General features: G+C 54.9%; 11 protein-coding genes. 8 read left to right on the top strand and 3 right to left on the bottom strand.

Going from position 1 to position 13,179, the window contains the following annotated elements; all coding sequences use genetic code 11:
* Positions 1-182 precede the first annotated feature (182 nt).
* The 5 genes from H4J77_RS18085 (at position 183) to H4J77_RS18065 (ending at position 8,573) form a co-directional block, all read left to right on the top strand.
* Positions 183-1,640: a PAS domain S-box protein gene (locus tag H4J77_RS18085; protein ID WP_182249826.1), complete on the top strand. Its 1,458-nt coding sequence runs from the start codon at positions 183-185 to the stop codon at positions 1,638-1,640.
* Positions 1,637-2,062 carry a response regulator gene (locus H4J77_RS18080; RefSeq protein ID WP_182249824.1) on the top strand — a complete coding sequence of 142 codons (426 nt, stop codon included), beginning with the start codon at positions 1,637-1,639 and terminating at the stop codon, positions 2,060-2,062. The genes H4J77_RS18085 and H4J77_RS18080 overlap by 4 nt, the downstream gene beginning before the upstream one ends.
* Positions 2,063-2,075: 13 nt before the next feature.
* The gene (locus H4J77_RS18075; RefSeq protein ID WP_182249822.1) at positions 2,076-4,541 is read left to right on the top strand and encodes an EAL domain-containing protein; all 2,466 of its coding nucleotides are present in this window, start codon (positions 2,076-2,078) and stop codon (positions 4,539-4,541) included.
* Between the two features lie 100 nt (positions 4,542-4,641).
* Complete coding sequence (locus H4J77_RS18070) at positions 4,642-6,294, top strand: VRR-NUC domain-containing protein (RefSeq protein WP_182249820.1); 1,653 nt, start codon at positions 4,642-4,644, stop codon at positions 6,292-6,294.
* Positions 6,291-8,573, top strand: a complete 2,283-nt coding sequence (locus tag H4J77_RS18065; RefSeq protein ID WP_182249818.1) for an ATP-dependent DNA helicase — start codon at positions 6,291-6,293, stop codon at positions 8,571-8,573. Before H4J77_RS18070 ends, H4J77_RS18065 begins: the two co-directional genes overlap by 4 nt.
* A gap of 76 nt (positions 8,574-8,649) precedes the next feature.
* Here the strand turns inward: H4J77_RS18065 and uraH are convergent, their stop codons facing one another.
* Positions 8,650-9,060: a hydroxyisourate hydrolase gene (gene uraH / locus H4J77_RS18060; protein WP_123891109.1), complete on the bottom strand. Its 411-nt coding sequence runs from the start codon at positions 9,058-9,060 to the stop codon at positions 8,650-8,652.
* A 17-nt stretch (positions 9,061-9,077) separates the two neighbouring features.
* A complete protein-coding gene (locus H4J77_RS18055) occupies positions 9,078-9,575 on the bottom strand; it encodes a heme-binding protein (RefSeq protein ID WP_182249816.1) in 498 nt (165 codons plus the stop codon).
* Between the two features lie 141 nt (positions 9,576-9,716).
* Between H4J77_RS18055 and H4J77_RS18050 the strand changes: the two genes are divergently transcribed.
* Both H4J77_RS18050 and H4J77_RS18045 read left to right on the top strand, forming a co-directional pair.
* Positions 9,717-10,388: a heavy metal response regulator transcription factor gene (locus H4J77_RS18050; protein ID WP_123891111.1), complete on the top strand. Its 672-nt coding sequence runs from the start codon at positions 9,717-9,719 to the stop codon at positions 10,386-10,388.
* Positions 10,385-11,764: a heavy metal sensor histidine kinase gene (locus tag H4J77_RS18045; protein WP_182249814.1), complete on the top strand. Its 1,380-nt coding sequence runs from the start codon at positions 10,385-10,387 to the stop codon at positions 11,762-11,764. Before H4J77_RS18050 ends, H4J77_RS18045 begins: the two co-directional genes overlap by 4 nt.
* Before the next feature lie 133 nt (positions 11,765-11,897).
* On the opposite strand, the gene H4J77_RS18040 is transcribed toward H4J77_RS18045, so the two are convergent.
* Positions 11,898-12,044: a hypothetical protein gene (locus H4J77_RS18040; RefSeq protein ID WP_182249812.1), complete on the bottom strand. Its 147-nt coding sequence runs from the start codon at positions 12,042-12,044 to the stop codon at positions 11,898-11,900.
* 116 nt (positions 12,045-12,160) lie between these two features.
* On the opposite strand from H4J77_RS18040, the gene yghU reads away from it, so the two are divergent.
* Complete coding sequence (gene yghU, locus H4J77_RS18035; protein WP_182249810.1) at positions 12,161-13,012, top strand: glutathione-dependent disulfide-bond oxidoreductase; 852 nt, start codon at positions 12,161-12,163, stop codon at positions 13,010-13,012.
* Positions 13,013-13,179: the final 167 nt, after the last annotated feature.

The raw sequence follows: 13,179 nt of genomic DNA, 5'->3' as shown, positions 1-13,179 counted from the left end.
CGCTTCGATTTCAAATGTCCTATCGAAGTCATGAGCGAAGTGATGCAGAAAGCCTTGGCTATGCAATATGATGCTCCTGCGTCAATTCAATAACCGTGTTGCACTCAGCTCCTGCAACCGCCCTGGTTAATCAAAATGGCTATTGGCTCAAAGGTCCCTCCCCCGAACATGAGTGGGGGTTTATGCTGCCCGCGCGCAGCGCCCATAGCCTCCCCGTAGAGCACATCAAACTGTGGAGCAAAATCATCAATGCGCCTGAGCTTGGCGAGCTGACCATTAACAATGATCATTACAGCTTTACTCCCGTCGAGCTTTCCAATGCCACCATCAAAGAGTCAGAGCAAACATTGGGTAAGTTGTACCTGGTTTCATACCTTGCGGGTGAGCAAGTTAAGCAGGCGGTTGCGCCCCTGAAAAAAAGGTTCTGGGCTGCAGGCGCGGTGGTTGTGTTTATCCTGGCCGTCTTGGCATTCTTGCTATCACGCTCGATGGTGCAGCGTTCCCAGGCCGAAGCCGAACTGCAGGCTAGCGAAGCCAAGTTCCGCGCCATGATTGAAGCTGCGCCAGATGCCATCATTATTACGGATGATGCCGGTACTATCGTTCTGATTAACGATCAGGCCATCAAGCTGTTTGAGTACGCGAAGCATGAGTTATTAGGGGAGAAAGTGGAAACGCTTCTGCCTGCAACGCTTAGAAACAAACACCAGAAGCATCGCCAGCTTTATGCCGAAGCACCTAAAGCACGGCTTATGGGCGTAGGGCTCGATCTCAAGGCGTTGCGCAAGGATAAAAGCGAGTTCCCGGTTGAGATCAGCCTGAGCCCTATACAAACCGACTCGGGGAAGCTGACTTTCTGTGCAATCAGAGATGTAACCGAGCGCCGTGAACTAACGCGCAAAATAGAGAAGCTGAACCAGGGGCTTGCTTCGAGAAATAACGATCTGCAACTAGTCAATAAAGAGCTGGAAGCATTCAGCTACTCTGTATCTCATGACCTTCGCGCCCCTTTGCGAGCGATCGACGGTTTCAGCAACATACTGTTAAGCAGTTTGTCTGAAAAACTGGATGAGCAAGAAGCGAACTACTTTAATCGAATTCGCGCTGCCGCAAACAAAATGAGCACATTGATAGACGATCTTCTGATGCTCGCGCGCGTCACCCAGGCTGATGTCAGCCTGACTGAGGTCAATCTGAGTGAGGTAGCCGAAAAAGTCGTACAGAACCTGCGAGAAGCCGAGCCGGAGCGCAACGTGCAAGTTTACGTGCAAAAGAACCTGTGGGTTGACGCTGACCCTGTGCTATTACAAGTGACCATCGAGAATCTGATCAGCAATGCCTGGAAATTTACCGCCAAAGTAGGCGAAGCCCATATCAACATAGAGAGAGAGAGACGCGACGGTGGGGAGGTTGTCGTTATCCGCGACAACGGCGCAGGTTTTGACATGGGATATGCCGACAAGCTCTTTACGCCCTTTCAACGCCTGCACAGTGCCAGTGATTTTCCAGGTACCGGTATCGGCTTGGCCACCATTGCTCGCATCATGGCAAAACTGAACGGTCGTGTGTGGGCGGAAGCAGAACCCGGAAAAGGTGCGAGCTTCTATCTGAAGTTCAACTCGGTCAGGAATACCCTATGAGAAACCAATCTATACTTTTGGTAGAAGACAATCCGGATGACGTAGCATTGATGCTACATGCGTTGAAAAGCAACAACATGTCTAATGACATCGTTATTGCTGAAGATGGTCAGCAGGCGCTCACCAAGCTATTTGGTAACGTTGAGAACCCCATTAACCCTGCACTGATTTTACTTGATCTTAATTTACCTATTATCAGAGGACTTGAAGTACTAAAAAAAGTCCGTGATAACGAAAAAACGCGATTAACTCCAGTCGTAGTAATGACTTCCTCGTTAGAACTGAGTGATCGGTACAGTGCCTATAGATGCGGCGCCAATAGCTATATTCGCAAGCCTGTAGACTTTGACGAGTTCGTAAAAGTCATCCACGAGCTAAGCCGTTACTGGTTGCAAATAAATTGTCCCGCTTTGGACGCTTAAACAGGAGGTAGTCATGCTGCAGTCACACGCCGCCCATCAATGGCACATCCTGATGCTGGAGGATAACGAAGATGACGCGCTACTCGTTATCCATCACCTGGAAACACAGGGCTGGTCGATCAAGTGGCAACGTGTCGAGACCCAAAGTTCGCTTGAGCAAGCACTGTCTGAGTTTAACTGGGATGTAGTGCTCTCCGACTACAGCATGCCGCTCTTTGATGGCGCAGCCGCGCTAAAAACAGTGCGCAAACACAGCGAAGACCTCCCGTTCGTTTATGTGTCCGGCACCCTGGGTGAAAAAGCGGCAGTCGAAGCGATTAAAGCCGGCGCACAAGACTATATCGTCAAAAATGACCTGCAACGGCTGGCTCCGGTCATTCAACGTGCCGTTGCCGAGCGTGCGGCGCAAAAGCAACATCGGCTATCCAGTGAACTGCTGCGCAAGCTCTCGCAAGCAGTTGATCAGACTGAAGACAGCATTTTTATCACCAACAGCGATGGCCGTATCGAGTATGTCAATCCGGCATTTGAGCAAATGACGGGGTACAGCGCTGCCAGCATAACGGGACTGTCGCCGGATGTATTGAAAGCCACCGAGCAGGAGCCGGACGCTTATACAGACCTGTGGTCAACCCTCAAGCAACACCGTACCTATCGTGGCACGCTGATTAACCGCAAACGATCTGGTGAATTATTTTACGAGGAAAAGGTAATAACGCCTCTGGTTGATGCCGATGGGAAAATTACGCATTTTGTATCAACTGGCCGCGATGTTAGCGAGCGGGTTAAAGCAGATGAAGAAAGGACGCGCCTCAACGCCATTCTGGAGGCGACCACAGACGTAGTGGCTATCAGTGACCGGGATGGCAAGCTTCTGTATCTGAATCGCTCCGGTCAGGAGTTGCTCGGCGACGTCTCCTACCAGACACCCTATCGTCAGCAAGCACCGACCAGCCATGGTATGCGAATAGCTGAAGAACTTATTCTCAGCGCACTGAAACAAGCAGAAAAACACGGCATATTCGAACGCGAATCCATGCTGACCGATGCCAAGGGTAATGAAATTTACCTCTCCGAGGTGGTGATCGCACATCGTGAAAAAACGGGGCAAACGGCCTATTTCTCGAGTATTGGGCGCAATATAAGCGAGCGCAAACAGTTTGAAGCGGAGTTACAACATCAGGCCACCCACGATGAGTTAACCGGACTTGCCAACCGGGTGCTGCTGGCCGAACAGCTACAAACCGAGATCCAGCGCGCTCAAGAGCATGGCTCAAAGATGGCGGTGCTGTTTCTCGATATGGATAATTTCAAGCGGGTTAACGATAGCCTCGGACACAGCCTAGGTGATCAATTATTACAACAAGTCAGTGTGCGCATGGCTCGCTACCTACGTCCTAACTACCTATTGGCGCGCTACGGTGGCGATGAATTTGTCATTGTCGCCATTGATCTCACAGCACCACAAGCAATCGTCGGTGTACTAGACAAGCTCAAGCGTGCCTTCGAGCAACCGGTACGCGTTAATCAGCGGGATATCTTCGTCAGTTTCACGACCGGCGTATCAATCTATCCAGACGATGGCAGCAGCGTTGAGGCCTTGCTACGCAACGCCGACTCAGCCATGTACCAGGCAAAAGCGGCTGGTGGCCGCTCGTTTCAGTTCTATGCTCCGGAGATGAATGAGCGCCAGCAGGAGCTTCTGGTGCTGGAGTCGGAATTGCACTGGGCCCTTGAACGCAATCAGTTCGTTTTACACTACCAACCGCAGGCAGACACGCGCACTGGCAAGGTTATTGGAACAGAGGCGCTACTACGCTGGAACCACCCTACCCGTGGCCTGGTTCAACCAGATAACTTCATACCGTTATTGGAAGAAACCGGACTTATCGTCAAAGTTGGCCTTTGGGTACTCAGGCAGGCTTGCCTGGATACCATGGCGATGCAGGTGATCGGACAGCATCCAGTGCGGGTATCCGTCAACCTATCGGCACGCCAGTTTGCCGAAGGCGATCTGGCCAGCAAAGTGGCAGACGTGCTGAAAGAGATTGGCTTCCCCCCCGAGCAATTGGAGCTCGAAATCACCGAGCAAATGCTTATTCAGGATCTGGACACCTCTGCCAGCACCTTGTATGCCCTGCAGCAACTCGGTATCAGAGTCGCCATCGACGATTATGGTACTGGCTACTGCTCGCTTGCTTACCTTAAACGTTTCCCATTACACACATTGAAGATTGACCGTAGCTTCGTCAGTGCGCTACCTGACAACGCCAGTGACGCTGCTATTGTCGAGGCCACAATACTACTGGCGCACAAACTAGGGCTGCAGGTCGTCGCCGAGGGCGTTGAACAATCAGCGCAACTGCATTTCTTGCGTGATCAGGGCTGCGACATGGTGCAGGGTTACTATCTCAGCAAACCCCGGCCAGTAGCGGAATTACAGCAAATGATGGAGTTGAATCTCAACGACTACCTGTAGGCCTTGAATCAAAGTATCGAAGAGCTTTCTTGTTATACCGGGCTTGCAACCCGCTTTTTGTAGACGGACAATACTGTACGCACAACCAGTATGTGACCGTATGCCGATACCTCAAGCTGCCGATTTCTATTATCTGAAAAACTTCCAAACCGTATTGGACTGGGTTTCAGGACGTTATTCTGACCTGCTGTCTACGCAGGAGATCTCTTTCGTTGAACAGTTCCGCACCCTGCCCCAGTCCGCTCAAGCGCTGCTGGTGCGTATGGTCATGCGCAAGGGCTCGCATTTTCGCTTGAGTAAACTGGCGTACGACGAGATAGGCTGCACAGAAACGGCGGCACAGCCCCTAATTGATCTGGGCTGGTTATCCACCGAACACCCGCTTAGTACGGCAGAGCTGGCTAAACTGCTGCTCAAACACGAATTGCTTGGCGTGCTGACAGAGAGCGACAGTGGGTCCAAGCTCAGCAAGGCTGCGCTGACTGAGCAACTTGAGCAACAACAAAGTCTGGCGATGCCCTGGCAACAATGGCCTCAGATTCCAGCCGACACGCTCTACAGCCTCACTCTGGGTGAACTGTTTGATCGCTTCCGGCTGCTATTCTTTGGCAACCTCGCACAAAGCTGGTCCGAGTTTGTACTGGCCGATCTCGGAGTGTTTCGTTATGAGCAGGTCAGGTTTTCAGCGCAGTCACGCGGCTTTCATAGTCGCCGTGACATTGACGACTACCTTCATCTGCGGCGCTGTCGTGAAGCCTTTGCCGATGGCGCCAGCGTCGCCGATACGCTGGCGCAGCTAGGTCAGTTCCAAAGCCAAAACCCTTGGATCGAGCAGCGCCATCAGCGCTTGCTGTTTCAGCTCAGCCAACAGCTCGAGCGTGACGGCGCATTGGATGAAGCGCTGCTTTTGTATCAACAATGCCGCTATACAGGTGCTCGCCAACGGCAAATCCGTATTTTGGAAAAGACCCAACAATATGACGCCGCCTACAAGCTTGCGGTACAGGCGGATGCCAGTCCTGAAAACGAGGCCGAGCGCCAACTGGTGGAGCGTGCGCTCAGGCGCTTGGAGCGTAAATTGAAGTACGCATCCAGCAAAGAAAAAAAAGACATAGCCACTCCAGAACAGCGGCTGCAGCTCCCCAGACAACCTGACACAGGCGTTGAGCAGGCCGTCGCGATGCACTTTGCGGAACATGACGCGCCAGTGTATTACGTCGAAAATACCCTCATTTGCAGCCTGTTTGGCCTGCTTTGCTGGGATGCCGTGTTTACTCCGCTGCCGGGTGCCTTTTTCCACCCATTCCATAGCGCACCCGCTGACCTGCACAGCAGCGACTTTTATTCACGCCGGCGGGATCTGTTCGACCACTGTCTGGCGCGACTGGAAAGCGAAGAGTACCTGGACTGCATACGTGCCGTATTTCAGCAAAAACAGGGTATCCAGTCGCCCTTCGTGGTCTGGTCCATGCTCAGTGACGAGCTGCTTGAGCAGGCACTGACGTGCATACCCGCTGCCCACCTCAAGCACTGGTTTGAGCGCTTACTGGGTGATATCAAGGCGAACCGCGCGGGCATGCCCGACCTGATTCAGTTGTGGCCGACGGAGCGGCGCTACCGCATGATCGAAGTGAAAGGCCCCGGAGATAGGCTGCAGGATAATCAGCGCCGCTGGCTGGCCTTTTGCGCACAGCACGCGATGCCGGTGGAGGTCTGTTACGTGCAGTGGAGTCAAGAGGAGCGCGAGGCATGACTTACCGCGTAGCAGTGCGAGCGCTCTGCGAATTCACCGCCAAGGAAGGCGATCTCGATCTGCGCTTTACCCCTGCACCCACGGCACAGGAAGGCATCGCCGGACATCAGACCGTCGTTGGCCGTCGCGGTCCCGACTATATCAGCGAGTTGGTGTTGGCCGGCAGTTATCCGGGGCTGCTGGTCGCCGGACGCGCAGATGGGTTTGATCCAAGCCAAAACCTGTTGGAAGAAATAAAGACCCATCGCGGCGATGTCAGCCGTATTCCGGACAACCACCGCAGCCTGCACTGGGCGCAGGTGAAAATGTACGGCTGGCTGCTGTGTGTCGAGCTGGAGTTGGCAGAGCTGGATCTGGCCGTGGTGTATTTCAACGTTATGACCCAACAGGAAACGCCGTACCGCGAGACCTTCAAGGCTGACGATCTACGCCGTTTCTTCGCCCTGCAATGCGATCGCTTTATCGCCTGGGCCAGACAGGAAACCGAGCACCGCGCCGAGCGCGACCTGTGCCTGCAAGAGTTACGCTTTCCGCATGCCGGTTTTCGTACCGGGCAGCGCCAATTGGCTAAAGCGGTTTACCGCGCCGCGCGCGATGGTGAGACCATCATGGCCCAGGCCACCACTGGTATTGGAAAAACGCTGGGCACCCTGTTCCCGCAACTCAAGGCCTTCCCCGAGCAACAATTGGATAGACTGTTCTTTCTTACCGCCAAGACACCAGGCCGGCAGCTGGCACTTGAGGCGCTCTCAACCCTGCGCAGCCAGCAAATCGATATGCCATTGCGGGTACTCGAACATACCGCCCGCGACAAAGCCTGCGAGCATCCAGATAAAGCCTGCCACGGCGACTCCTGCCCCTTGGCGCAAGGCTTTTATGATCGTTTGCCAGCCGCGCGTGCAGCGGCGGTTGAGGCGAAATGGCTGGATCAACCCAGCGTGCGACGAATCGCACTGGAGCATCAGGTCTGTCCTTACTATCTGAGCCAGGAATTGTGCCGCTGGAGCGACGTAGTGGTTGGCGACTACAACTATTACTTCGACATGACCGCCCTACTCCACGGCCTGACCGTACTTAACGATTGGCGTATTACGCTACTGGTAGACGAAGCGCATAACCTGATTGACCGCGCGCGCGGCATGTATACCGCCGAGCTTGATCAGCAGGTGTTCAATGTATTGCGGCGCAACGCGCCAAAATCCCTGAAAACCGTGCTCGACCGGGTTGCGCGCCACTGGAATACCTTGCATCAGGACCAGGTGGACGACTATCAGATCTACCCAACCATTGCTGACCTGTTCATCGCCAGCCTGCAAAAAGCAGTCAGCGCCATCACCGACCACCTGACCGACCAGCCCACGGGCAACGACGCTGCCTTGCTGCGGTTTTATCTGGACGCCATGTTGTTCTGCCGTCTGGCGGAGGCCTATGGGCCGCATTCGTTGTTTGATATTACCCGGCATGAGGAATTTGCCGGACGCAAGACGCTGTCAACCCTGTGCCTGCGCAACATAGTACCCGCGCCCTTTCTCAAGCAGCGCTTTCTCACCGCGCACAGCACAACGCTGTTTTCCGCCACCTTGAGCCCGGCGCAGTATTACTCCGACCTGCTCGGATTGCCGGAAGAGGCTGAATGGATCAACGTGGAGTCGCCCTTCAAGGCTGAGCAATTGAGCGTCTCGGTGATCCGCAACCTGTCCACCCGTTATCAGCATCGCAGCGCCAGCCTGCGCCCAATCTGTCAATTGATAGCCGATCAGTTTGCGCGCAAGCCCGGCAACTATCTGGCGTTTTTCAGCAGCTACGCTTATCTGCAGCAAGCGCTGGATCAATTCACTGCGGATTACCCAAGCATCCCGACCTGGGCCCAGTCACGCAGCATGAATGAAGCCGAGCGCCATGGCTTTCTCGCACGCTTCTCCGAGCACAGTAACGGCGTAGGTTTTGCCGTGCTGGGCGGTGCCTTTGGTGAAGGTATTGATTTACCCGGCAAGCGCCTGATTGGCGCCTTTATTGCCACTCTGGGGCTGCCACAGATCAACCCGGTCAACGAGGAAATGAAGGAACGGATGCAGGCGATGTTTGCTGATAGCGGCGGTAATGGCTATGACTACGCCTACCTTTATCCTGGCTTGCAGAAGGTAGTGCAGGCTGCGGGACGGGTAATTCGTAGTACTGATGACAGCGGCGTGGTTTATTTGCTGGACGACCGTTTTGGACAACGCGCGGTGCGTGAGTTGCTGCCCAACTGGTGGGATGTCGGCAGCGAGCTGGTTTGAGTAGCCTGCAAAACAGATAGCGGTTGAAACACGTCAGTCTTGGCGTACTCAGTTACCCAAGTACGCCAGACATCAATCAGTTACCGCGATAGGTAGAAAACCCGTAAGGACTCAGCAGTAGTGGTATGTGGTAATGCTCTACCGAAGCATCCACAGCAAAAATCACCGGCACCTCGGGGAAAAAGGTCTTGGCTTCATGCTGTGCAAACCAGTCGCCGGTTTTGAAGGTAACCTTGTAGGTACCATCCTGCAGCGTCTGGCCCTGCGGGAAAAGTTCAGTAATGCGGCCCTGCTCATTGGTGACGCCCTCGCTCAAGGGCTGCCAGCTTTGGCCTTGCAGACGCTCAAGCGTGACGTGCACGTCAGATGACGGCAAACCATCTTCAAGGTTAAGGACGTGCACGCTGAGCGGGTTACCCGCTGCCATAGCGAGGGTTGTGCAACTGGCAAGTAAAATACCACCGGCGATGCGACTAATAGCGTTCATACAGATTCTCCTGGAGCTCAGTTGGTTTTGATCAGCTTATCGATGGCGCTTTGCGCACATCCTTCATCCGTGCTGGCACCGCCAGCACCGGCTACCCCAAGCGCACCAACAACCTGCCCATCGATGGCAACAGGTACACCACCGCCAAGCAGTAGCAGCTCATCCAGGGTGTTTAGATTGGCTGCATCGGGGTTATTGCGTGCACGCTCGGCCAAAAGTCCGGTTGCCGTTTTGGTTGAGAGTGCGGTAAATGCCTTGCGTTGTGCCGCTAGCGTATTGTGTGGGCCGACGTTATCGTCGCGTTGCAGCGCTATCAGGTTGCCGCCGCGATCAACCACGGCTACCACCGCAGTGCGTTGCTGTGCATGACAGGCGCTGAGAGTTGCATCAGCCAACTGGTTGGCCAGGGTCAGCGTCAGATCTGGACGTTCGGCAATGCCGGACACCTCAGCCTGAACAGCCGTCGCGCCCAGGCTGCCGAGCAGTGCCAATGCGATTGTCAGTTTGTGCGCCATACGGTTATCTCCTTGGTTTGCGTAAACACCAGGCAATAGTGCAATCGACACAACTACCGCAGCATTGCCGCTGCATTACGCTTTTGTAATGGGCAGGCCGCGCCTTTACCTCTAACCTGAAGGCCTGAGAAGGAGACACCGATGCGCATACTGGTAGTTGAAGACGAACGCAAAGCAGCCGAATACTTGCAGAAGGGACTGAGTGAGTCCGGCTATCAGGTCGAGGTGGCGCTCGACGGGCTGGATGCGCGGCACCTGATTGAAGAGGAGCGCTTCGACCTGGTCATTCTTGATGTCATGCTGCCCGGCATCGATGGCTGGCAGTTGATCAAGCTGATCCGCCGCCATGGCGACACGCCGGTACTTTTCCTGACGGCGCGCGATAGCGTTGAAGATCGGGTAAAAGGCCTGGAACTGGGCGCCGATGATTATCTGGTCAAGCCCTTCTCCTATGCTGAGCTGTTGGCGCGGGTGCGGAGTCTACTGCGGCGCTCACCCTTGCGTGAGGTAGAGCATTATCGACTTGAGGATCTGGAGGTAGACCTGTTGCGCCGACACGTCAGCCGCAACGGTCAACGCATCACGCTCACCAACAAGGAGTTTGCGCTGCTGCAGCTGTTGATCAGTCATCCGGGTGAAGTCATGTCACGTAGCCGCATCGCCTCGGTGGTCTGGAATATCAACTTCGAAAGTGACACCAATGTGGTGGATGTCGCTATTCGCCGTTTGCGGGCCAAGCTGGATGATCCCTTCCAGCTGAAACTGGTACATACCGTGCGCGGCATGGGCTATAAACTGGATAGCGTCGCATGAAGCAATTCAAGCGTTCACTCAGCATGCGCTTGGCGCTGGCCTTCGCGCTGATCAGCATGCTGTCGCTCGGCATCATTGGCGTGTATTTGTACCGCTCCCTGCAGCAGGAGATCGCCTGGCGCGACGATCAGGCACTACTCGGCCGACTTGAACGCATGCAGTTGCTGCTCAAGAACACCCCTGACATTCAGGCGCTACTGGAAAGACCGGAACTCTATGCCAATATGCTGGGTAATACTCAGCACTTTCTCTGGGTATTGGATACTCAAGGCAAGCCTCTGCTGAGCATCAACCCGGCCGCCCTGCCCTTGCCAGAACTGCAGGCCTCATCCCAGCCGACCTTCCATCAAGACCCAGCAGTACCCTACCGCCTGGTGGCACAGCGGATCAGCCTCCACGACAAACAACTGGTATTGATTGCCGGACACCTGCTCACCGAGCGCCAGAATATGCTCGCGTCCTATCGCAACACCCTGATCATCGCCCTCAGCCTGGGTGGATTGGTGACGTTTCTACTGGGTGGTTTCATCAGCCAGCGCGGCCTGCGCCCGCTCCGGCAGTTGGCCGCACAGGCAGGCGCCATCGACAGCGGGCAACTGCACCGCAGGCTGCATGCAGACAGCGATTATCTGGAGCTAAGCTTGCTGGAGACCAGCCTTAACCAGACCCTGGCCCGGCTGGATGAGGGCTATCAGCAGTTGGCACGATTCTCAGCTGACCTCGCGCATGAAATGCGTACACCACTGAACAACCTCATGGGCCAAACACAACAGGTGCTGAGCCGCTCGCGTACCACGGCGGATTACGAGCAGTTGCTGGAGTCAAATCTGGAGGAGTTCGAGCGCCTGGCGCGGATGATCGACAGTCTGTTATTCCTGGCCCGTAGTGAGCAGCCGGAACGCTCGCTAGCGCTCCAGCCGACTGACCTTAACAAGCTGGTTGAAGACTTGTGTGAGTACTTCGAGGGCATGGCGCAGGAGCGTGATCTGCAGCTGGTCAATCAATGCAGCGGCACCCTGAGCGCCGAACCGGATATGCTCACCCGCGCCCTAGCCAACCTGATTGCCAACGCTATTCGCCATGCCGACCCCGGCAGTCAGATCTTGATCGCCAGCGCAGAGCAGGATAATCAGCACATCGTTAGCGTAAGTAATCAGGGTGCACAGATTAAACCGCCGCATCTGTCCAGGCTGTTTGAGCGGTTCTATCGGGCCGATCCATCAAGAAGTCAGCCAGGCCACAGTGGTGGGTTGGGATTGGCTATAGTACAGGCCATCATGCGCCTGCATAGCGGCAGCGCGCAGGTCTTCAACGAAGAGCAGGGAGTGCGCTTCGAACTGCGCTTTCCTCAAACTCTGCAGATGACAGATATGTAATCTGCAGGTCATGCTGGCATCAGTGCTGCTCCCTTACTCTGTACAGGTCAAACGGCGACACCAGTCGCCATTCCAACCTGCAATCAGAAGGACTGCAACCATGAAATTCGCCATCGCCCTACTCTTCTCACTCTCAGCCCTGACTACCTTCGCCGTCCATGCCGAAGATGGCAGCAAGCGTCTGCACGAGCTTCATCAGCAGCACATCGAGCGAGGTTGAGCCAAACCGCTGCAGGGAGATCGCAACTGATTCGTCCTGCAGCGCTCCTTTACCAATCATCTAACTCTCACTAAATAACGCCACTCCACAACTGCTTGCTCCGTGCTAGGCTTGGCAATCAGCCACATAACTGTGGCCCCTCGACGCCAGCCAATCACTGTTCGGGAAACCGTAAAATGAGCAATGACAAGCAGTATGAGCCACCTAAAGTCTGGACCTGGGACGCCGAAAGCGGCGGCAAGTTTGCCAACATCAACCGCCCCATCGCAGGCCCTACCCATGACAAGGATCTGCCGATAGGCAAGCAGCCTCATCAATTGTATTCCCTGGCCACGCCCAACGGCGTCAAAGCGACAGTGATGTTCGAGGAACTGTTGGAGCTGGGTTACAGCGACGCTGAATACGATGCCTGGTTGATCAACATTGGTGAAGGCGATCAGTTCTCCAGTGGCTTTGTTGAGGCCAATCCCAACTCGAAAATCCCTGCGCTGGTAGACCACAGTACTGACGTGCCGACTCGGGTGTTTGAGTCAGGCTCTATCCTGCTGTATCTCGCCGAGAAATTTGGTGCGTTCTTGCCGACCGAGCGCTCCCAGCGTACCGAAGCGCTGAACTGGCTATTTTGGCAGATGGGGTCAGCGCCCTACCTCGGTGGTGGTTTCGGACATTTCTACGCTTACGCGCCGGAGAAGTTCGAGTACCCCATTAATCGCTTTGCCATGGAGGTCAAGCGCCAGCTTGATGTGCTGAACCGCAATCTGGCAGAGCGCGAATTCATGGCCGGTGCCGACTACAGTATTGCTGATATCGCCATTTACCCCTGGTATGGCCTGATGGTTGAAGGCAACCTCTACAGCGCAGCCGAGTTCCTATCGGTACATGAATATACCCATGTACAACGCTGGGCTTCGACCGTTGCAGCGCGAGCGGGCGTTAAGCGCGGGCGAATGGTTAACCGCGTATGGGGCGAAGCCTCTGAACAGTTGGCGGAGCGTCACGCTGCGAGCGATTTCCCCGCGCAAGTTTGACTAAAAAAGGGCGGTATCGCTTGCGGCACCGCCCTTTTTTAGGTTCATCGCGGATTAGCGGGAATTTAGTAGGGACGGCGGACAAGCTGGGTTAAGTTTGGGTCACCACAACACCAACCAGACCCAACTGCCGCCGTCGCTATGGATGCTAAACTTCTTGACCTCTT

The organism is Pseudomonas sp. 5Ae-yellow, assembly GCF_014077575.1.
GTDB lineage: Bacteria > Pseudomonadota > Gammaproteobacteria > Pseudomonadales > Pseudomonadaceae > Halopseudomonas > Halopseudomonas neustonica.
This window is presented reverse-complemented; position numbering and strand designations above follow the sequence as displayed.